The 19,026-nt window shown below is 74.4% G+C and carries 19 protein-coding genes and 1 pseudogene; 10 read left to right on the top strand and 10 right to left on the bottom strand.

Annotation, left to right across the window (positions count from 1 at the left end; all coding sequences use genetic code 11):
- Positions 1-80: 80 nt before the first annotated feature.
- A complete protein-coding gene (locus ABZ721_RS18525) occupies positions 81-1,349 on the top strand; it encodes an MFS transporter (RefSeq protein WP_358789680.1) in 1,269 nt (422 codons plus the stop codon).
- Between the two features lie 30 nt (positions 1,350-1,379).
- On the opposite strand, the gene ABZ721_RS18520 is transcribed toward ABZ721_RS18525, so the two are convergent.
- Positions 1,380-2,453 carry a PAS domain-containing protein gene (locus ABZ721_RS18520; RefSeq protein ID WP_358789679.1) on the bottom strand — a complete coding sequence of 358 codons (1,074 nt, stop codon included), beginning with the start codon at positions 2,451-2,453 and terminating at the stop codon, positions 1,380-1,382.
- Between the two features lie 394 nt (positions 2,454-2,847).
- Here ABZ721_RS18520 and ABZ721_RS18515 point away from each other — a divergent pair, with 394 nt between their 5' ends.
- Complete coding sequence (locus ABZ721_RS18515) at positions 2,848-4,029, top strand: serine hydrolase domain-containing protein (RefSeq protein WP_358789678.1); 1,182 nt, start codon at positions 2,848-2,850, stop codon at positions 4,027-4,029.
- A 244-nt stretch (positions 4,030-4,273) separates the two neighbouring features.
- A complete protein-coding gene (locus ABZ721_RS18510) occupies positions 4,274-5,317 on the top strand; it encodes an alpha/beta hydrolase (RefSeq protein WP_358789677.1) in 1,044 nt (347 codons plus the stop codon).
- Positions 5,318-5,324: 7 nt separating this feature from the next.
- On the opposite strand, the gene ABZ721_RS18505 is transcribed toward ABZ721_RS18510, so the two are convergent.
- The gene (locus tag ABZ721_RS18505; RefSeq protein ID WP_358789676.1) at positions 5,325-6,725 is read right to left on the bottom strand and encodes a PLP-dependent aminotransferase family protein; all 1,401 of its coding nucleotides are present in this window, start codon (positions 6,723-6,725) and stop codon (positions 5,325-5,327) included.
- A gap of 47 nt (positions 6,726-6,772) precedes the next feature.
- On the opposite strand from ABZ721_RS18505, the pseudogene ABZ721_RS18500 reads away from it, so the two are divergent.
- The 3 genes and pseudogenes from ABZ721_RS18500 to ABZ721_RS18490 form a co-directional block, all read left to right on the top strand.
- Positions 6,773-7,078: pseudogene (locus tag ABZ721_RS18500) on the top strand (MFS transporter); the annotation flags it as partial.
- Between the two features lie 97 nt (positions 7,079-7,175).
- Positions 7,176-7,691, top strand: coding sequence for an MFS transporter (locus ABZ721_RS18495; RefSeq protein ID WP_358789675.1), 516 nt, complete (start codon positions 7,176-7,178; stop codon positions 7,689-7,691).
- Positions 7,692-7,921: 230 nt separating this feature from the next.
- Entirely contained in the window at positions 7,922-8,458 is a 537-nt protein-coding gene (locus ABZ721_RS18490; protein WP_358789767.1) for a TspO/MBR family protein, read from the top strand.
- Positions 8,459-8,496: 38 nt separating this feature from the next.
- Here ABZ721_RS18490 and ABZ721_RS18485 read toward each other — a convergent pair whose 3' ends face one another.
- From ABZ721_RS18485 to ABZ721_RS18470, 4 genes are all read right to left on the bottom strand, one after another.
- Complete coding sequence (locus tag ABZ721_RS18485) at positions 8,497-8,700, bottom strand: hypothetical protein (protein ID WP_358789674.1); 204 nt, start codon at positions 8,698-8,700, stop codon at positions 8,497-8,499.
- 171 nt (positions 8,701-8,871) lie between these two features.
- On the bottom strand, positions 8,872-10,203 hold the full coding sequence (gene lysA, locus ABZ721_RS18480; protein ID WP_358789673.1) for a diaminopimelate decarboxylase: 1,332 nt from the start codon (positions 10,201-10,203) through the stop codon (positions 8,872-8,874).
- Between the two features lie 13 nt (positions 10,204-10,216).
- A complete protein-coding gene (locus ABZ721_RS18475; protein ID WP_358789672.1) occupies positions 10,217-10,552 on the bottom strand; it encodes an SAV_915 family protein in 336 nt (111 codons plus the stop codon).
- Positions 10,553-10,751: 199 nt separating this feature from the next.
- Positions 10,752-11,696, bottom strand: a complete 945-nt coding sequence (locus ABZ721_RS18470) for a LysR family transcriptional regulator (RefSeq protein ID WP_358789671.1) — start codon at positions 11,694-11,696, stop codon at positions 10,752-10,754.
- 151 nt (positions 11,697-11,847) lie between these two features.
- Between ABZ721_RS18470 and ABZ721_RS18465 the strand changes: the two genes are divergently transcribed.
- The 3 genes from ABZ721_RS18465 to ABZ721_RS18455 all read left to right on the top strand — a co-directional run bounded on the left by ABZ721_RS18465 (position 11,848) and on the right by ABZ721_RS18455 (position 13,292).
- Entirely contained in the window at positions 11,848-12,213 is a 366-nt protein-coding gene (locus ABZ721_RS18465) for a darcynin family protein (RefSeq protein WP_358789670.1), read from the top strand.
- 136 nt (positions 12,214-12,349) lie between these two features.
- Positions 12,350-12,790, top strand: a complete 441-nt coding sequence (locus ABZ721_RS18460) for a VOC family protein (protein ID WP_358789669.1) — start codon at positions 12,350-12,352, stop codon at positions 12,788-12,790.
- Between the two features lie 55 nt (positions 12,791-12,845).
- Positions 12,846-13,292: a nitroreductase family deazaflavin-dependent oxidoreductase gene (locus tag ABZ721_RS18455; protein WP_358789668.1), complete on the top strand. Its 447-nt coding sequence runs from the start codon at positions 12,846-12,848 to the stop codon at positions 13,290-13,292.
- Positions 13,293-13,318: 26 nt separating this feature from the next.
- Here the strand turns inward: ABZ721_RS18455 and ABZ721_RS18450 are convergent, their stop codons facing one another.
- From ABZ721_RS18450 to ABZ721_RS18435, 4 genes are all read right to left on the bottom strand, one after another.
- Positions 13,319-14,260: a TauD/TfdA family dioxygenase gene (locus ABZ721_RS18450; RefSeq protein WP_358789667.1), complete on the bottom strand. Its 942-nt coding sequence runs from the start codon at positions 14,258-14,260 to the stop codon at positions 13,319-13,321.
- A 24-nt stretch (positions 14,261-14,284) separates the two neighbouring features.
- Complete coding sequence (locus ABZ721_RS18445; RefSeq protein ID WP_358789666.1) at positions 14,285-15,154, bottom strand: ABC transporter ATP-binding protein; 870 nt, start codon at positions 15,152-15,154, stop codon at positions 14,285-14,287.
- On the bottom strand, positions 15,138-16,190 hold the full coding sequence (locus ABZ721_RS18440) for an ABC transporter substrate-binding protein (RefSeq protein ID WP_358789665.1): 1,053 nt from the start codon (positions 16,188-16,190) through the stop codon (positions 15,138-15,140). Before ABZ721_RS18440 ends, ABZ721_RS18445 begins: the two co-directional genes overlap by 17 nt.
- Before the next feature lie 87 nt (positions 16,191-16,277).
- Positions 16,278-17,156 carry an ABC transporter permease gene (locus tag ABZ721_RS18435; RefSeq protein WP_358789664.1) on the bottom strand — a complete coding sequence of 293 codons (879 nt, stop codon included), beginning with the start codon at positions 17,154-17,156 and terminating at the stop codon, positions 16,278-16,280.
- A gap of 836 nt (positions 17,157-17,992) precedes the next feature.
- Here ABZ721_RS18435 and ABZ721_RS18430 point away from each other — a divergent pair.
- Entirely contained in the window at positions 17,993-19,021 is a 1,029-nt protein-coding gene (locus tag ABZ721_RS18430) for a methyltransferase (protein WP_358789663.1), read from the top strand.
- Positions 19,022-19,026 lie beyond the last annotated feature (5 nt).

The following is a 19,026-nucleotide window of genomic DNA, read 5'->3' as shown; positions in this document are numbered from 1 at the left end:
CCGCCCCCGGGTGCTCGCCGGGCCCCGCTCGCACCGCACCCGGCCCCGTGCCCCGTCCCGCACACCGACGAAGGTCCGTCATGCCTGTGTCCTTAACCGCGCGCGCCAAACGCCGCGCCCCCCTGCGCAAGAACGTGCTGCGCGTGATCCGGCTCAACAACGGCTTCCAACTGCTGTTCAACCTGCTGTGGTGGATGCCGGTCTTCTACCAGTACCAGAAGCAGGCCGGGCTGTCGGACAGCCAGATCTTCGGCATCCAGAGCATCTACTACGTGGCGTTCTGCCTGCTGGAGATACCCACCGGTCTGATCGCGGACCGCATCGGGCAGCGCCGCTGCCTGCAGCTGGGAGCGGCGGTGATGACCGCGGCCAACCTGCTCCCGGTGGCCTGGCCCTCCTTCTCCGGCTTCCTGCTGCACTTCCTGGCCATCGCCGCCGCCCGCTCCTTGGTGTCCGGGGCCTCCAGCGCCTACCTGTACGAGTACCTGCACGCCCACGGGGCCGGCGAGCAGTACGTGCAGGCGGAGGGCACCGCCCGGTCCCTCGGGCTGTGGGCCAAGATCGCCTGCTGGCCGCTGGTCGGGGTCCTGATGCACCTGCAGCACCAGGCCCCGTACCTGCTGACGGCCGCCTGCACCCTGGGCTCGCTGGCCTGCGCCGGTGCGCTGCCCGCCCTCGCCGCCGACCACGACGGCCCGCGCCCGCACGCCGAGCGCACCGGTCTGCTGCGCTCCGCCCGCCAGGCCCTGGGCCTGCTCAAGTCCTCCCGGGCGCTGGGTCCGTTGATGGTGCAGGGGGTGGCGGTCTTCACCCTGGCCCGCATCTGCCAGGTCAACCTCTTCCAGCCGCTGCTGCTCGACAAGGCCATTCCGGTCGCCGATCACGGTGCGGTGCTGTCGGCCATGACGGTGGCCGAGGCGGTGGGTTCGGCGCGGCCGGGCTGGGTGCGCGGCAAGCTGTCGGACACGGCCGCTGTGACCGTCCTGAGCATCGTCATGGCCCTGTCGCTGGCTGCCACCACGATGACCGGCGCGGTGGGCACCATCGGCTGGCTGTGCGTGTTCGCGGCGGCGACCGGGCTCGCCTATCCCGTCCAACGGAACCTGATCAACGCGGCGATCCCGCAGACCCCGTACCGGGCGACCCTGCTGTCACTGGAGTCGATCATCGACCGTGGGGTGTGCGCCCTGGTGGCGCTGGCCGTCGGCGCCTATCTCGCCGCCGACCGCCTCGATGCCCTGCTGGTGCACGCGGCCGTCGGCACGTGTCTGCTGCTGCTGGCTGTCAGCGTCGTCCTGCGGCTGGTGCGCCGGCGCGAGCGTGACCGCCCGGCAGCGGAGTCCGGGTGATCGGGGGTCGCCGGGGAGGGTGGTCCGCGGTCAGCTCCGGCCCGGCGCGTCGACCGCGCGCGGGGGCCAGGCGGTGGCGTCGAGGATGCCCAGCGCGTAGGCGCGCGCGACCATCGCCGGACGGGAGGCCGCGTCCAGCACGCCGCCCAGCCGCCGCAGGTGGTAGTCGAGCGCCTGCCGGGACAGTCCCAGCTGCGCGGCGATGGTGGTGTTGGGGCTGCCCGCGGCCATCGACGTCAGGACCCGCAGCTGCACCGGACTCACCCGCGGCCGGCCGTGGAACTCCGCGCTCAGCGCGGTCAGCACCGCGGCGATGTGGTCGGGCGCTCCGTGCCGCCGGACCACCGCCAGGTCGGTGCGCAGCACCCGGTGGCCGCCGGAGGCCGTGCGGCACACGACGGAGCCGCTGTACCGGGGGGTGCGGCCCGCCACGAGGTCGGCCCAGATGCCGCGCACGGTGCCGACCTCGCCGTCGTCGTCCAGGTGCTCGGTGGCCCAGCTCCCCTCCAGCGCGCTGCGGCCGCTGCCCAGCAACCGGGCCGCGCCCCCGCTGACCCGCCGCACGCGGCCGCTGAGGTCCAGCGCCACGACGGCCAGGCCGGAGCGCTCGCGCAGCGCGTGCAGTTCCTCGTCGGCGACGTTGCGCTCCTCCAAGGTCCGCGTGTGCTCGGTCAGGTCCACGTAGATGCCGCCCACGCGCGGCCCGCAGCCGGCGTCGAGCACGAAGCGGTGCCCGGTCACCTGCCGGGGCAGCCCGTCGGGATGGTGGAACGACAAGGTGTGGCGGACCGGCCGGCCGGACTGCAGCACCTCGCGGTCCAGGGCGCGGAACATGGCGGCGTCGGCGGGGGTGTCGATCTCCTCGACGGTCCGCCCGATGACGACGTCGGGCGCCATGCGGTACAGGTGCGCGTAGGCGGCGTTGACCCACAGGTAGCGGCCCTGTCCGTCGCGGACGAACGCGGGCGCCGGGGCGAACCCGGCGATCGCCTCGAACCAGTGGGCGGATTCCGGGCGGTCCTGCGGTCCCGGCGGTCGGCGGGTCGGCGCCGCCCACCGGCCGCGCTCCGGCCGGCCGTGGCCGTCCTCCGCGTCTGCGTACATGCCCAACTCCCCCATATGGCAGCGGACCTCCTGTTCCCGCGTCGTCGGACCCCGCCGGTGACGCTCGTGCTGACGGGCGCCTGCGGGTCGCGTGCGGCCGGCGTGGCGCCGGGCTCCTCGGCGCGGACTGCGGGACCCCGGCGGCCCGCTCGTGCGGTGATCACTTGGACGGTACCGGGGGTGCGCGCCCGGCGGCTGCGGCGACGGGCGAGAACCCGCCAGTGTCCGCTCCGCCGCCGGCGCCCGGACGCGGCGTGGACGGCCGCGGGCGGGTGTCCCCTTCCCGCCGGGTCCCGCGGTCGGTATCGTCGGATTTCGCGATCCCGACCAGTCGGTATGTGCGAGCGGAGCCGGGTGCCCGGCCGGGCGCCCGGTCCACCCAGCGGGAGGTTCCATGGCCGAGCAGGCAGTACCGCACATCGACGGGCGCTGCGACGCGCGCTTCGAGGGCGTCCGCGCCGCCTTCACCGAGAACTTCCGCGTGCGGGGTGAACTGGGGGCCGCCGTCACCGTGCTGCTCGACGGAGAGCCGGTCGTCGACCTGTGGGGCGGCTGGGCCGACGCGGCGCGCACCCGCCCGTGGGAGCGCGACACCCTCGTCAATGTGTGGTCCACGACCAAGGGGGCCACGGCGCTGTGCGCGCATCTGCTGGCCGACCGCGGGCTGCTCGACCTGGACGCGCCGGTCGCGGCCTACTGGCCGGAATTCGCCGCGGCGGGCAAGGCGGACCTTCCCGTCCGCCACCTGCTGTCGCACCGCGCGGGCCTGGCGGGCCTGCGCGAACCGCACACGCTGGCCCAGCTCTACGACTGGGAGTTGACCACCGCCCGTCTGGCGGCCACCGCACCGTGGTGGGAGCCGGGCACCCGCTCCGGGTACCACGCGTTGACGTACGGCTTCCTGGTCGGCGAGGTCATCCGCCGCATCACCGGACAGCTGCCCTCCGCGTTCCTGCGCGAGGAGGTCTGCGGGCCGCTGGGCATCGACTTCTCCATCGGCCTGCCGGAGAAGGAGGCCGGGCGCGCCGCCGAGCTGGTGCACCCGCCCGCCGCGCCCGGCAGTGCTCAGGCCGCCGCCGCCAGCCAACTGCCGCCGGTCGCCCTCGCCGCCCTCGCCAACCCGCTCACCGGCGCCGCCGACGCGAACACCCCCGCGTGGCGCGCCGCCGAACTGCCCGCGGCGGGCGGCCATGGGACGGCCCGCGGGGTCGCGGCCCTCTACGGTCTGCTGATCGGCCCGGACCACGCGGACGGCCGGTCGCTGCTGTCGGCGCCGGCCGCCGAGCGGGTCCGCGAGGGCCAGGGCGGCTGCCGGGACCTGGTGCTGGGCGCCGCGTTCGAACACGACACCGAGGTGGGTCTCGGCCTGTGGCTCAGCGGCGCGAACGGCTCGTACGGCCCCAACCCGCGGGCCTTCGGCCATGACGGCTTCGGCGGCTCCTGCGGGCTGGCCGACCCCGAAGCGGGCCTCAGCATCGGCTACGTCATGAACCACATGGGCGGGCACATCGCGAACGACCCCCGCAAGATGGCCCTGATCGAGGCCGTGTACGCAGCCGGGGTGGCCTCGGCCTGAGGCCGGTGCGGCGCGCGGTGGGGGTACGGCCGGTCCGCCGCGGCCGGGCGCGGTGGTGCTGCGGGGCCCGAACGGCCGGATGACACCGCTGCCGGCCCGCCCGCCTCCCGCACGGGGGTCAGGTGCTGTTGCCGGGGGGAAACCTTCCGGTAACGGCGCGTGCCGCGAACGCTCCTACGCTCGGACCGATGCGGCGCTTCCGGGGCGGCGCGCACACCCGCACGGTGAACAGGGAGGCGTGCCCATGAGCGGAATCCCCAGGCCGAGCGCCCGTGAGGGCCGGCCCCGCCCGATGCCCCTGCCGGACGTCGAACTGCGCCACCACGTCGTGCACGGCTACCGCCGGGCCTACCGGATCGCCGGCCAGGGCCCGGCGATCCTGCTCATCCACGGCATCGGCGACTCCTCCGCCACCTGGGCGGACCTCATCCCCGGGCTGGCGCGCCACCACACCGTCATCGCCCCCGACCTGCTGGGCCACGGCGACTCCGACAAGCCCCGCGCCGACTACTCGGTGGCCGCCTACGCGAACGGCATGCGCGATCTGCTGGGCGTCCTGGGCGTGGACCGGGTCACCTTGGTCGGCCACTCCTTCGGCGGCGGCGTGGCGATGCAGTTCGCGTACCAGTTCCCCGAGCGCACGGAGCGGCTGGTGCTGGTCGCCACCGGGGGTGTGGGCCGGGAGGTCAATCCCGTGCTGCGCGCGGTCTCGCTGCCGGGGGCGGACCTGCTGCTGTCGCTGCTCAAGCTGCCCACCGTGGGCCTGCAGACCCGCGTGTTCGTCCACCTGATGAAGCTGCTCGACACCGACCTGGGCCAGGACGCACCCGACCTGATCAACCTGGTCGACGCGCTGCCCGACGCGACGTCCCGCAGCGCCTTCATCCGGACGCTGCGGGCGGTGGTGGACTGGCGGGGGCAGGTCGTGACCCTGCTCGACCGCTGCTATCTGGTGCGCGGCATGCCCACGCTGCTGCTGTGGGGGACGCGGGACAGCGTCCTGCCGGTGTGCCACGCCCACGACGCGCACACCGCGATGCCCGGCAGCCGCTTGGAGATCTTCGAGGGGGCGGGCCACTTCCCCTTCCACACCGACCCCATCCGCTTCCTGTCGCTCGTCGAGAACTTCATCGCGAGCACCGAACCGGCCGGCTTGAGCAGCGAGCAGTGGCGGGACCTGCTGCGCACCGGGCGCCGCGAGGAGCCGCAGGGCTCGGCGGCCGGAGGCGGGGGCGAGCGCCTGACCGCCCAGGACGTCCGCGAGGCCAGCGAGCGCAGCGCGACCTGACCGGCGGTCAGGGCAGCAGGTCGCCGACGGCGGCGATCCCGGCCGCGACAGCTCGCTCGTCCACGTCGCCGAAGCCCAGCACCAGTTGGGGCGGCGCGGTGGTCGCGGCGGCCCGGTGGGCGCTCATGCCGTACAGGCCCACCCGGCGGGTGCGGGCCGCGGCGATGAGCGCCTGCTCGTCGGTGTCCGGTGCCAGGCGCAGCACGGCGTGGAAGCCGGCCGCCAGTCCGGTGACCGCGCTGCCCGGCGCGTGCTCGGCCAGCGCGGTCACCAGCGCCGCACGGCGGGCCGCGTACGTGCCGCGCATGCGGCGCAGGTGCCGGTCGTAGCGCCCGGACTCCACCAGCCGGGCCAGCGCGAACTGCTCCAGGGCGGGCGAGCCGCGGTCGGCCAGGTGCTTGTCGGCCGCGATGCCCGCGGTCAGCGCGGGCGGGCACAGCACCCAGCCGATGCGCAGGGCGGGGGCGAGGGACTTGCTGACGGTGCCCAGGGAGATCACCCGGTCCGGGGCCAGTCCCTGGAGCGCGCCCACCGGCTCGCGGTCGTAGCGGAACTCGGCGTCGTAGTCGTCCTCGATGACGAACGCGTCGTGGCGTTCGGCCCAGTCGATCAGGGCCAGCCGTCGCTCGGCGGCCATGACGACGCCGGTCGGCCACTGGTGCGCGGGGGTGACGAGTACCGCGCGGGCGCCCGTCGCCTCCAGCGCGCTCACGTCGATGCCGTGCGCGTCGACGGGGACGGGCACGGAGGCCAGGCCCGCGTGCGCCGCGGCGGCGGCGCTCAGCGCGGGCGAGCCGGGGTCCTCGTAGGCCACGGTGCGCACGCCGGTGGCGGCCAGGGTGCGCAGCGCGAGGCCGAACCCTTGCGCGTAGCCGGAGCACAGCACCAGGTGCTCGGGATCCGCGGCGGCGGCGCGCACGCGCCGCAGGTAGCCGGCGAGCACCGCGCGCGGCCGGGCAGGGCCGCGCGGGTCGCCGTAGTCGAGGGCGGCGGTCGGCAGCGCGCGGCCCGCCTCGCGCAGCGCCCACAGCCAGTCGCCGAGCGGGAAGGAAGCGAGGTCGGGCACGCCGGAGCGGAAGTCGGCGAGCAGCCGCGGGACGGCGGGCCGCGGGCGCGGGGGCGCCGGGGGCGGGCAGGCGCCGGCCGCGACGGTGGTGGCCGCGCCGACGCGGGTGACGAGGTAGCCCTCGGCCTGCAGTTGGGCGTAGCAGTCCTGGACCAGGCCGCGGGAGAGCCCCAGCCGGGCGGAGAGTTCCCGGGAGGACGGCAGCCGCTCGCCGACGTCCAGTCGGCCGGTGCGGATCGCCTCCCGCAGCTGCCGCTCCAGTTGCGCGCGCAGGCCCTCGGCGCTCTGCCGGTCGACGACGAGCAACAGTTCCGGCGACAGACCGGACCACTCCAGAGGCATGGAAATGGAGCTTACCGGCGATCCGGTCGGCTCCTAGCGTGGACGGCATGACCACCACTTCGCCCCCGCGGACCGCACCTGCCCGCCCCCCGCTGGTGACCCGGCCCCTCCTGCTGCGCTTCGTGACCATGATCGGCGCGTCGGCGAGCTTCTTCCTGCTGCTGTCCGTCGTCCCGCTCTACGCCCAGGCGTCCGGCGGCGACGCGGGCCTGGCCACCGGGGCGCTGATGCTTGCCACGGTCCTGGGCGAGCTGGCCACACCCCGCCTGGTCGCCCGGTTCGGCTACCGGATGGCCCTGACGGCGGGACTGGTGCTGCTGGGCGCGCCCGCGCTGGTCCTGACCGCCTCCGCCGACTTCGGCTGGATCGTGGCGGTCTGCTGCGTGCGCGGGCTGGGTTTCGCGCTCGCTCGCGGGCCTGCGGACCGGCGCGCTGGCCCGGCCCGCCGTCGTGTTCGCGACGACCGCGCTGGGGGCCGGCGTCATCGTCACCTTCCTGCCGCTGGCCGTCCCGGCGTCGATGTCCGGGCTGGTCGCCGGGGTGCTGTTCCTGCAGCCGGCCGCGGCCACGGCGGCGCGGTGGTGCGCGGGGCGGATCGGCGACCGGCGCGGAGCTGCCGGCCTGGTCCTGCCCGGCCTGCTCCTGTCGGCGGCGGGCCTGCTCGTCACGGCCGCGACCGGCAGCGCGGTGGCGGTGCTGGCGGGCGTGACGCTGTTCGGCATCGGGTTCGGCATCGCGCAGAACGCCACGCTGGCGGTGATGTACGCACGGGTGCCCGCGTCCGGGTACGGCACCGTGAGCGCGCTGTGGAACGTCGCCTACGACGCCGGGATGGGGGCCGGCGCCGTCGGCTACGGCGCGATCGCCGCCCGCACCGGGTACCCGGCGGCGTTCGCCCTGACCGCCGCGGTGATGCTGCTCGCCCTGTGGCCGGCGTTCCGGGACCGCCGATCACCCGCGGCGTGACAGCCGGGACTTCGGCGCGGAGCCCCCCGGCGCCGGCCCTGGGCGGCGGGCGCGGGCGCCCGGCTCCGTGCGGCGGCGAACCCGGCGGCCGGCGGTCACCATGGCCGAAACCGAACTCCCGTGCGACGTACGGCTCCCCGTTCACCAGGGCATATGCGCATCCGGCCGGTGGGCCGAACCGGGTGGGCCGCGACCGGTTCAGGCAGCGTGTCGGCGGACATGTGACAAGCATGAGGCTGATCAGTGAACGGGATCGCGGCTCGGAGCGCGGGCCGGCGGCGACGTACGCACTCACCGCTGCCGCGGTCGCTGCGGCAGCGGCCCTGGGCGCATGGGCGGTGGACGCGGACAGCGCCTGGTACCGCGAGTTGGACAAGCCGGCCTGGCAGCCGCCGCCGGAGGCGTTCCCCGCCGTGTGGGTGCCCCTGTACGCGTCGATCGCCCTCGCCGGCGGCCGCGCCCTCAACCGCACGCACCGCTATGACCGGCGCCGGCTGGCGGGCAGCCTGGCGGCGAATCTGGTGCTGAACAGCGCGTGGCCGTGGGTGTTCTTCCGGGGGCGCAGCCCGCGGGCCGGAGTGCTCGCCACGCTGCTGCTCGATGCCAGTACGGCGCAGCTGATCCGGCGTGTCGCCCGCAGCGACGCCACCGCCGCCGCGTCCCTGGCCCCCTACGCGGCCTGGTGCACCTTCGCCACCGCCCTGAACGTGACCATCGCCCGCGGCAGCGCGCCCGGCGCCGCACCGGCTCCCCCGCTTGCGGGGTGAGCCGGTGCGGCAACCTCACCTGCGGGTGTGCTGGGCCCTCAGAACGTGAGGTGGTTCATCGGGGCGTCGCCCATCCACTGCGCGGCGGCACAGCCGTTGCCGTAGACGACCGAGTGCTCGCCCACCGCCGAGAACTGGCCGCACGCCTCGAAGGCGCCGCCGTCGGCGAGCGCCGTGCCGGCGCTTCCCAGGAGGGCGGTGGCGGCCAGGACGGTGGCGGCAAGAGCAGTACGCAGACGCATGGTGGCTCCCGAAGGGTTGGGGTGGGTGTGAGCGGGAGGTGCCCCGACCAGGGCGGCACCTCGCCGTCATCGTGCTCACGATCATGGCCTGACGGGTCGTCGACCAGCACACCTTCCACCAAAGGTGGGCGTGGCGGCGTCCCTTCCCCCGTCCCCCCGCGGCCGGCGGCGTCAGCTGCCGACGTCCCGGCTGCGGAAGTCGTCCAGCGTCTCGCGCCGGATGAGGATCCGGGCCGTCCCCGCGTGGACCGCGACCACCGGCGGGCGGCCGACCATGTTGTACCCCGACGCCATGGACAGCTGGTAGGCGCCGGCCACCGGGACGGCGAGCAGGTCGCCGGGGTGCACGTCGCGGGGCAGCTGCACGTCGGCGGCGAGGATGTCGCCGGCCTCGCAGTGCCGGCCGACGACGGTCGTGGTGCGGGAACCGGCCGTCGAGGGCCGGCCGATGAGGCGGGGCGCGTACGCGGCCCCGTACAGGGCGGGCCGCGGGTTGTCGCTCATGCCGCCGTCGACGGCGACGAAGAGCTTCTCGCCGGTGTGCTTGACGGCCAGCACCCGGTACAGGGCGACCGCGGCCGGGCCGACCACGGCCCGGCCGGGCTCGATGGTCAGCCGCGGGACCGCCAGAGCGGCGGCGGCGCACCCCGCGGCGAGTTCCGCGCGCAGGTGCGCCGCCAGCGTCGTCAGGTCGAGGGCGGGGTCGCCCGGCCGGTAGGCGATGCCGTGGCCGCCGCCCATGTCCAGTTCGGGCAGGACGATGCCGTGCACGTCGCGGACGCGGGCCAGCAGGGCGACCATGCGGCGCAGCGCCACCCGGTAGGGCCGCACGTCGGTGATCTGCGAGCCGAGGTGGCAGTGCAGGCCGGTCAGTTCGAGTTGCGGCTGGTCCAGGATCCGGGCGATGGCGTGCTGCGCGCCGCCGGTGCGGGACAGGCCGAACTTCTGGTCGTCGGTGCCGGTGCGGATCTTGTCGTGGGCGCCGGCCGCGACCCCGGGCACCACCCGCACCAGGACCTTCTGGTGGCCGCCCGGACCGACGGCTGCCGCGAGCCGGGCGATCTCCGACGGGCTGTCGATGACGATCCGTCCCACGCCCAGCCGCAGGGCCGCCTCCAGGTCGCGCGGCGACTTCGCGTTGCCGTGCAGCACGATCCGTTCGGGCGGGAAGCCGGCCGTGACCGCGAACTCCAGCTCCCCGGCGGAGCACACGTCCAGGCCGAGGCCTTCCTCGCGGACCCATCGCACCATCGCGCGGGACAGGAACGCCTTGGCCGCATACAGCACTTCGGCGTCGGGAAAGGCGTCGCGGTACGTCTGGCAGCGCCCGCGCACCTCGCCCTCGTCCAGGACGTAGGCGGGAGTGCCGAAGCGCTCGGCGACCTCGGCCAGCGCCACTCCGCCGACGGCCAGGCCGCCGTGCGGCAGCCGCCGCGTGGAGGCCGGCCAGATCGCCAGGTCCTGGGCGTCGGCGGCGATCTCGGAGACGGTCACAGTGGTCATCGGGACCTCCTGGTCACAGAGCGGGGGCCGGGTGCCGGACCGGCCGCGCCGGCGCCGGGGTGACGGCGGGAGCGGTGAGGGTGGGGTCGATCGTCACCGGGCACGCGGTGAGCGGCGCGGCCAGCGCCCGCAGTGCGGCCTCGGACAGGCGCATCCACGGCTGGTGTGGGCCGAGGGTCGCGGCCAGCAGGTCCGGGCGGGTGAAGCCGACGGCGGTCCGGCCGCCGAGGGGGGTGCGGAACAGCCGGAGCACCACCTGCGCGGTTCCCGGCCGGACGGGCACGCACAGCAGTCCGGCCGTCAACCGTTCGTCAGGCTCGGGGTCGTCGTCGTACAGGAACAGGCACATGGGCCCTCCCAGGGGAAGCGCGGAAGTGACGGTGGTGCCCCGCGGGCGCACAGGCGGGACGGGGCGTGGCACCGAAGCTATCCCCGCGCACCGAGCGCCCGGCGGTCCCATGACGCGGCTCTGACGGCGACCGGGGCAGTCCATACGGATCGTTGACGGCGGCATCCGACGGGGCGGCTGTTTCCGGGCCCCGGGCCGGTCAGGCGGTCGGGCTCCCGGGGGCGCGCAGGGTGCGGCGGACGGCGTGGCGGAGCCAGTGGTGGGCCCGGTCGGCCGCGTGACGGGGGTGCCAGGCCATGCCGACGGTCACGGGCGGCAGGCTCAGGGGGATGTCCAGCAGCCGCAGCCCCAGGGCGAGGGCGTCGCCGGTCAGCGGGGAGGCGGGGGCGCCGGGCAGGGCGGCGGGGACGAGGCAGACGATGTCGCTGCGGGCGGCGAGGGTCATGGCGGCCAGGTGGCTGGGCAGGACGATGCTGACCCGCCGGGTGAGGTCGCGCTCGGCCAGGGCGGTGTCGAGGGGGCCGGTGAACCGGCCGCGGCGGCTGACCGCGACGTGGTGGGCGGCGGCCAGCCGGGCCGGGGTCAGGGCTCCTTCGGTCAGCGGATGGCCGGGCCGGACGGCGGCCACCATCCGCAGGTGGACCAGCTCCTCGACCCGGGTCTCGGGATCCACATGGTCGATGGACCCGACCTCCAGGTCGATCCGGCCGTCGCGCAGGGCGGGCCCGGCCTCCAACTCCTCGGCGCGCACCCGGAACGAGACGCCCGGCGCCTCCTGCTCGCCCAGCCGCAGCAGCCCGGGGGCCAGCGCCGCACCGACCAGGTCGGCGGCCTGGAGGGTGAAGGTGCCGCGCAAGGTGGCGGGGTCGACGCCGGGATCGGGGCTGAGCAGCGCGCCCAGGCGCTGCACCACGGCGGCGGCCTCCTCACGCAGCGCCAGGGCCCGCGGGGTGGGGACCATGCTCTGCCCGGCCCGGACCAGCAGCGGGTCCTGCAAGGTGCGGCGCAGCCGGGCGAGCGTGCGGCTCATGGCGGCGGGCGAGGTGTGCAGCCGGGCGGCGGCCCGGGTGACGCTGTGCTCGGCCAGCAGGGCGTCCAACGCGATGGCGAGATTGGCGTCGAGGGCTGCGTCCGGGGTGCTCACCAGCGTTATTCCATTTCCGTCAAGGATTCCCTGCCAAGGTTCCCATTGTGGCATCACCGGGGCGGTCAGCAGGATGAGGCACGTACCGCCGCCGCGAATTCACCCCCTGAGCCCGGCGGACCCCACCCCTTGCCCCTTGGGAGGCACCCCGATGCCCGCTGCCGTCACCGAACCCCCCGTCACGGCGTTCATGCTCGTCAAGACCACCCCCGAGTGGCTCGCCCTGACCGTCCAGCAGCGCGTCGACGCCTTCACCACCCAGGTCCTGCCGGCCATCCAGGCCAGGACCAGCGGGGTGCGGTCGCGCTTTTACGACACCGAGTTCTACTCCGCGCGCGTCACCGACGTGTGGGTGTGGGAGGCCGAGGACCACCACGCCTACCAGCTCCTCATCGACGCGCTGCGCGAGACCCCGTTCTGGGACCGCTACTTCGAGGTCGTCGACCTGCTCGTCGGCACCGAGAACGGCTACGCCCGCACGTACGGCCTCGAGCCCGTCGCCACCGTCGCCACCTGACGCGGCGCCCGCCGCCCTCCCCCGGCATCCGAACGGCGGTGTGACGGCCGTCACCTAGGGTGGGATGTCGAGAACGGGGCGGCGGCTCCGTCCCCGGGGCAGGAGCGGCCGGGACGGGCCGCGGGAGACAGGAGGCATGATGATCCACCGCATGGACCACGCCGGCATCGTGGTCGAGGATCTCGCGGCCGCGGTCGCGTTCTTCACCGAACTGGGCCTGGAGATCGAAGGTGAGGCCTCCGTCGACGGGGCGTGGGTCGACCAGCTCGTCGGCCTGGACGGCGTCCGCGCGGACATGGTCGTCCTGCGGACCCCCGACGGGCGCAGCCGCGTCGAGGTCTCGACGTTCCGCGCCCCGGCCGCCACCACGAGCGCGCTGCGGGCACCGGTCAACACCCCGGGCAGCATCCGCCTCACGTTCGTGGTCGACGACGTCGACGACGTGCTGAAGCGGCTGCGCGGCCACGGCGCCGCACTCGTCGGCGAGGTAGCGCAGTACCTGGACATCTACCGGTACTGCTACGTCCGCGGCCCCGACGGGATCATCCTCGGCCTGTGCGAGGAGCTGAAGAGCTGAAGCAGGCCCCGCTGGGACCTCCCCCACGCTTTTGTCGCCGAAAGGACCGCTTGCCATGGCTGTCGCCGAAGACCTGGACCACGCCACCGACTCGGCCTGGGACTGGGTCGCCGAACAGACCCGCACCTACCTGGCCACTGACGGTGCCGAAGGGCACGCGTCGAACGGGGTCCGCACGCTCGTGCTGGCCACCACCGGCCGCACGACCGGCATCGCCCGCCGCACCTGCCTGATCTACGGCACCGCGGGCACGGACGTGGTCGTCGTCGCCTCCAAAGGCGGCGCCGACGCGCATCCGGCGTGGTTCCACAACCTGCGGGCCGACCCCAGCGTCGGGGTGCAGGTCGGCGGCCGCCGCTTCACCGCCCGCGCCCGCGTCGCCTCCCCGGCCGAACGCGAGGACCTGTGGCGGCAGATGGTGGGCATCTTCCCGCTGTACGACGAGTACGCGCAGAACACCGACCGTGAGATCCCGGTCGTCCTGCTCACCCCGCAGGACTGACCGCGGTGCGGCGGGCGCCGCCGGCCTCAGTACGGGCGGTCGCCCGCGATGGCGACACGTTCGGCGACCCGGCGGTGCGGGGCGTAGTCGTTGACCGCGTAGTGCTGGGTGGCCCGGTTGTCCCAGAACGCCACGTCGCCCGCCCGCCAGTGGAATCTGACCTGGAACTCCGGGGCGTGGGCCTGCTGGAACAGCAGCCGCAGCAGACGGTCGCTCTCCTCCTGGGCGAAGCCCACGATCCGGGTGGTGAAGGAGGCGTTGACGAACAGCGTCCGGCGTCCGGTGGCGGGATGGCGCCGGACCACCGGGTGTTCCACCGGCGGGAACTGCTCCTGGTGGGGGGCGAGTCGCTCCGCCGGGGAGAAGCGGGAGAAGCCGGGGATGAAGTCGTGCACCGCCCGCGCCCCGGCGATGCGCTCCTGCACCTCCGGCGGCAGGTTGTCGTAGGCGGCGGCCATGTCGGCCCACAGGGTGTCACCTCCGGCCGGCGGCACCTCGCGCAGTTGCAGGACCGCTCCCAGGGCGGGGCGCTCGCGGAACGTCACATCGGCGTGCCAGACGTTCTCGAAGGTGGGCACGGTCGTCCGGTCCAGCCGGGCGACCTCGGGATCGTCGCCGGTGGCCAGCAGCGGGCTGGTCTCCAGCTCCCCCCAGTGCCGGGCGAAGTCCCGCTGTTGCCGGGACGTGAGGTGCTGGTCGCGGAAGAACAGCACCTTCCATTCGAGCAGGGCCCTGTCGAGCTCCGCGCGCAGCGCCGGGCCGACGGGCCGCGACAGGTCCACGCCGTTGATCTCGGCGCCGATGACCCGGCCCGACGGGACCACGGTGAACAGCTCGTAGGGCCGGTCGGTCCATCCGTCGGGCACCCGCCGCAGTATGCGCGGGCCCTCATAGAGCCCATCGGCGGGGATGCGGTGGTCGCGCAGGGACGGCGGCGTGCCGGTCGGGGTTTCGGTGGCGGCGCTCATGGTGGCTCCTCCGGGGGTGGGCGGTCAACGGGCGGCGTTGCGGACCGCCGTGCCGATCTCGGCGCGCAGCGCGGCGTATTCGGGCAGGCCGCGCAGGTCGTCCGGGGCGGCGCCGGTGCGGGGCAGAGTGATGGGGATGTCCAGGGCGACGGTGCCCGGCCGGGCGGACAGCACCACGGTGCGGGTGCCGAGGAAGACCGCCTCGTCCACGCTGTGGGTGACGAAGACCGAGGTCGTCCCGGTGTCCGCGCTGACCGCCCGCAGGTCCTCCTGCAGCCGTTCGCGGGTGAGCGCGTCGAGCGCGGCGAACGGCTCGTCGAGCAGCAGCAGCCGCTTGCCGCCCGCCAGGGCGCGGGCGATGGCCACACGGTGCTGCTGGCCGCCGGAGATCTGCCAGACGCGGCGCCCCGCGGTGTCGGCCAGGCCGACCCGGTCCAGCAGCTCGGCGATGCGCCCGGCCCGTTCGGCGCGCGGGACGCCCGCGTACTTCAGGGCCTGGCCGATGTTGTCGCCGACGGTGTGCCACGGGAACAGGCGCGGCTGCTGGAAGACGATCCCCGCCTGCCGGCCCGGTTCGGGGGTCTCGCCGTTGACGCGGACCTCGCCGTGGGTGGCCCGCTCGAAGCCCGCGATCAGCCGGAGCAGGGTGCTCTTGCCGCAGCCGGAGGGCCCGACGAGGACCAGGAACTCGCCGGCCGGGATCTCCAGGGAGACCGGCCCCAGTGCGGTGACCGCCTGCGCGCCGCGGCCGTAGGTGTGGCGTACGTCGTGCACGGAGACGGCGACCGGCGCGCCGCCGTCCCCGGGGGAGGCCGCGGCGCCGCCGGGGGTGGGGTCCGCGGCGGTGGCGCGGCCGGACGGGCCGGCCTGGTGGAGGTCAGGGAGAGACGGCATCGGTGAGTCCTTCCACGTAGACGGACCTGCGCAGGGCGTCGAGGTCGGGGGCCGCGTCGATCTGCTTCTGGTCGACGAGGAACTGCGCGGCACTGTGCAGGTTGTCCGCCAGTCCTCCGACCTTGCCCGGCGTGCCGAGCCACTTGGCGTCCGCCTGGTCGGCGGGCTTGAGGAAGATGCCCTGCTTGAGCTGTGCGGCGGCGTCGGCGGGGCTGATGCCGAGCTGCTTGCCCACGGCGGTGGCGGCCGCGGTGGGATCGTCGTGGATGAGGTTCAGCGCCTGGGCCTGGGCCTTGCGCCACACGGGCAGCACCTCGGGGTGCGCCGTGAGGAACTTGGTGGCGGCGACCCCGAGGTCCAAGGTGGGCTTGCCGGACGTGGCGAGCTCGCGGCTGGAGACGAGGACCTTGCCGGTCTTCTTCAGCTCGTCGAGGGTGGGCAGCCATACGTACGCGGCGTCGATGTCGCCGCGGGTCCAGGCCGCCAGGATGTCCTGCGGTTCGAGGTCGAGGAGCTTGACCTTCGCGGGGTCCACGCCGGCCTGGGCGAGCGCGGCGAGCAGGCTGTAGTGCGAGGTGGAGCTGAACGGGGTCGCCACCTTGTGCCCCTCCAGGTCCTTCACCGAGGAGATCTGGGAGCCGCTCCGGGCGACCAGGGCCTCGTTGTCGCCGGCCACGTCCAGCACCCAGGTGACCTGGTAGGGGATGGTCAGCGGCTGGGACAGGCCGCGGGCGACCGGGCTCGATCCGATGGCGGCGAGGTCCACGGCTCCGGCGATGAAGGCGGTGTTGATGCTGGCTCCGGAGTCGAACTTGATCCATTTGATCGTGTAGTCCGGCAGCGCCTTCTCCAGCAGCCCCTGCTCCTTGACGATCAGGTCACCGCTGGGGAAGGCCTGGTAGGCGATCCGGATCGTCCTGCCGCCACCCGTGCCGTCGTCGCCGGAACCACCCTGGCCGCACGCGGTCACCACCAGCAGGGCTCCCAGGGCTGCGGTGAGGGCGACGGTGCGGAGCCAACCGCGTGTTCTGGGCATATGCGTGTCCTTCGTACGGTGCGGGTGAGGAGAGGTGATGCGGAGGGTGGAGGAGCTGGTGGTGGGGCGGGAGGCCCGCGGGCCGCGTCACACGTGCCGCCGCCACGGTGCGAGCCGGTTCTCCAGCGCCCGCAGCACGGCGTCGATGAGCAGCCCGGAGACACCGATGGCCAGCAGGCCGAGGACGACCGTGTCGGACTGGTTGTAGCGCTGGGCGTCGCGGATCAGGCCGCCGATACCCGGCAGGCCGTTGACCGTCTCGGCGGCGACCACCGACGAGTACGCGATGCCGAAGGCGAGCCGGACGCCGACCAGGATCTCGGGCAGCGCGGACGGCAGGATGACCGAGGTGATCACCTGCCCGCGGCGGGCGCCGATCGCCCGGGCGGCCTCCACCAGGGCGGTCGGCGCGGACGCCACCGCCGACGCGGTGGCCACCGCCACCGGCGGCATCGCCGCGATGGCCAGCAGCCACAGCTTGGGCGCCTCGTCGATGCCGAACCAGATGATCAGCAGGCTGAAGTAGGCGAGCGGCGGCAGGGTGCGCACGAATGCCACCGCGGGCTCCAGCACGACCCGCACCCAGGGCAGCGTGCCCATGAGGAGGCCGAGGACGAGTCCGGCGACCGCCCCCGCACCGGCGCCGATGAGGATGCGGCGCAGGCTGATGCCGAGGTGTTCGACCAGGGTGTGGCCCTGGTAGCCGCGCACCCCGTCGTGGGTCCCCGACGTCTTCACCAGCGTCCGCCACACGGCGGCGGGCGACGGCACGAGCACCGGCGACCACACGTGGAGCGCGACCACCAGCTGCCACAGGCCGAGAAGGGTGACGAGCGCCACGAGCCGCAGGGCTGCGCGGCGCCACCGGACGGAGCGTTCCGGCCGGCGTGCGAGCGGGGCCTGCTCGCCGGACGGGGCCGCCTCGGCGGACCGCTCCGGTCCGCGTACGGATAGGGGCGTGGACATGAAGAGCGCTCCGGGGGCATGGGGGGCGCCGGACCCGGGGGCGGCTCGTCAGGGCGAGGTGCGGCCGGGGTACGGCGGGAGACAGGACGCGACGATCGCGAACAGGCCCGTGGCCTGGCGCGAGGGAAGATCCGTGCTGCGCGGGGGCCTCACGGGAAGATCACCGGGGCATCACTGAGGATGCCGCGTCAGGCTTCAACAAGAAGCGCTGGAAACGCGGCAGAGATCGATGTGGAGACACTCCACCAGAAGACGATCGCCTGTCACGGGAGTTGTTCTAGCACAGCGCCCCGGAGGGCACCAGGTGGGCGCCGCGGACTGAGATGCCGCGCCGGGGTATCGGCCGACATCCCGGGATATGCGCGCACCGGCGCAGGGGCGAGCGCGCCGGGGCCCGCCGCGCGGGATCCCGGCGGCCGGGCGGGGCGGATTCGCGCCACTCCAGCGCGGCTGGATCGGAACGCAAGTTGATCCCTTGTAAATGGTCATGAGAGCGATACGGGTTTGAGTCGGGGGCCTCGAAAACCGTTGATCCTTCGCCGCCGCGTCGGATGGCTGGACGGGTCCCCACGCCTCACGCTGCCGGGAGCTCTCGAGTGTCGCGGCGCCATCGGATGTGAGCCGCGGATCGTGCGACGGACGGCGCGCCGGGAGGCGCGGACCGACCGATCGGCCCGTCGCGGTGCGACGGGGCGGCCAGACTCCGTCCCGTGCCCAGCAGGAGCGTGCCGGCTCGCACCGCGAAGCCCGCTCTCCATGACCGGATGCCGGACAGACGACACTCCCACTCGACGGCACGAGCCGCCGGGCCGCTGATCTCACGACGGGGATGACACATGACTGACGCACCGTGGTCCACGCTGCTCATGGAGAAGACGGACCTCATCACACCAATGACGATCAGAGTGGCGGCGACGCTGCGGCTCGCCGACCACATCGCCGCCGGCGCCACCAGCCCGGAGTCCCTCGCCGCCAAGGCCTCCGTCCAACCGGCCGCACTGCACCGGTTGATGTGTCATCTCGTCGGGGCCGGAGTCGTCCGGCTGACGGAGTCCGGTGCGTACGAACTGACCGAGCTGGGAGAGCAGCTGCGGGACGACAACCCCACCTCGGGCCGGGCCTGGCTGGATATCGACGGCCCCATCGGCCGCGGTGACCTCGCCTTCTTCCAGCTGCTGCAGTCGGTGCGCACCGGCGAGTCCGTCTACGCCTCGGTGTACGGCCAGGGGTTCTGGGAGGAGGTCGGCGCCGATCCGGAACTGTCGGCGACGTTCGACGACCGGATGGCCGCCAGCATGGAATGGGTGTTGCCCGCCCTCGTGGCCCACGGCGACTGGAGCAAGGTCGGCCACCTGGTGGACGTGGGCGGCGGCAGCGGCACCCTGCTCGCGGCCGTCGTGCGGAACTGGCCGGGACTGCGCGGCACCCTCGTCGACCTGCCGGGCCCCGCGTCCGCCGCCGCCCAGTCCTTCACCGACGCCGGGCTGGGCGACCGCTGCACCGCGGTGGCGGGCAGCTTCTTCGAGGAACTGCCGCGGGACGGGGGCGTCTACCTGCTGTCGAACGTCCTGCTGAACTGGGACGACGAGCAGGCCATCGCCATCTTGTCCCGGTGCGCGGAGGCGGTGGCCGCCGACGGCCGGGTCATGGTGCTCGAGGGGCTGCTCGACATCCAGAGCGACGTGACGGAGCTGGACCTCCGCATGCTCGTCTACCTCAACGGCCGGATGCGGACCCGGCAGGAGATGCAGAAGCTCGGCGCCGCGGCCGGCCTGCAGCTCGACGCGGTGACGGACTTCGGCCACGCGCGCTCGCTGGTGGAGTTCGTCCCGCAGGCCTCCCGCCGCACCGCCGCCGGCAACTGAAGCAC

Origin of the sequence: Streptomyces sp. NPDC006733, from assembly GCF_040636125.1 — a bacterium.
Lineage (GTDB): Bacteria > Actinomycetota > Actinomycetes > Streptomycetales > Streptomycetaceae > Actinacidiphila.
The sequence above is the reverse complement of the archived record's forward strand: the minus strand, read 5'-3'. Positions and strand labels throughout refer to the sequence as shown.

Bases quoted from the DNA above. Each gene is read 5' to 3' on its own strand.
- ABZ721_RS18515 (WP_358789678.1), top strand. From the start codon at position 2,848: ATGGCCGAGCAGGCAGTACCGCACATCGACGGGCGCTGCGACGCGCGC.
- ABZ721_RS18525 (WP_358789680.1), top strand. From the start codon at position 81: ATGCCTGTGTCCTTAACCGCGCGCGCCAAACGCCGCGCCCCCCTGCGC.
- ABZ721_RS18440 (WP_358789665.1), bottom strand. From the start codon at position 16,190: ATGCCCAGAACACGCGGTTGGCTCCGCACCGTCGCCCTCACCGCAGCC.
- ABZ721_RS18430 (WP_358789663.1), top strand. From the start codon at position 17,993: ATGACTGACGCACCGTGGTCCACGCTGCTCATGGAGAAGACGGACCTC.
- lysA (WP_358789673.1), bottom strand. From the start codon at position 10,203: ATGACCACTGTGACCGTCTCCGAGATCGCCGCCGACGCCCAGGACCTG.
- ABZ721_RS18475 (WP_358789672.1), bottom strand. From the start codon at position 10,552: ATGTGCCTGTTCCTGTACGACGACGACCCCGAGCCTGACGAACGGTTG.
- ABZ721_RS18445 (WP_358789666.1), bottom strand. From the start codon at position 15,154: ATGCCGTCTCTCCCTGACCTCCACCAGGCCGGCCCGTCCGGCCGCGCC.
- ABZ721_RS18455 (WP_358789668.1), top strand. From the start codon at position 12,846: ATGGCTGTCGCCGAAGACCTGGACCACGCCACCGACTCGGCCTGGGAC.
- ABZ721_RS18460 (WP_358789669.1), top strand. From the start codon at position 12,350: ATGATGATCCACCGCATGGACCACGCCGGCATCGTGGTCGAGGATCTC.
- ABZ721_RS18510 (WP_358789677.1), top strand. From the start codon at position 4,274: ATGAGCGGAATCCCCAGGCCGAGCGCCCGTGAGGGCCGGCCCCGCCCG.
- ABZ721_RS18465 (WP_358789670.1), top strand. From the start codon at position 11,848: ATGCCCGCTGCCGTCACCGAACCCCCCGTCACGGCGTTCATGCTCGTC.
- ABZ721_RS18520 (WP_358789679.1), bottom strand. From the start codon at position 2,453: ATGTACGCAGACGCGGAGGACGGCCACGGCCGGCCGGAGCGCGGCCGG.
- ABZ721_RS18450 (WP_358789667.1), bottom strand. From the start codon at position 14,260: ATGAGCGCCGCCACCGAAACCCCGACCGGCACGCCGCCGTCCCTGCGC.
- ABZ721_RS18490 (WP_358789767.1), top strand. From the start codon at position 7,922: ATGAGGCTGATCAGTGAACGGGATCGCGGCTCGGAGCGCGGGCCGGCG.
- ABZ721_RS18435 (WP_358789664.1), bottom strand. From the start codon at position 17,156: ATGTCCACGCCCCTATCCGTACGCGGACCGGAGCGGTCCGCCGAGGCG.
- ABZ721_RS18485 (WP_358789674.1), bottom strand. From the start codon at position 8,700: ATGCGTCTGCGTACTGCTCTTGCCGCCACCGTCCTGGCCGCCACCGCC.
- ABZ721_RS18505 (WP_358789676.1), bottom strand. From the start codon at position 6,725: ATGCCTCTGGAGTGGTCCGGTCTGTCGCCGGAACTGTTGCTCGTCGTC.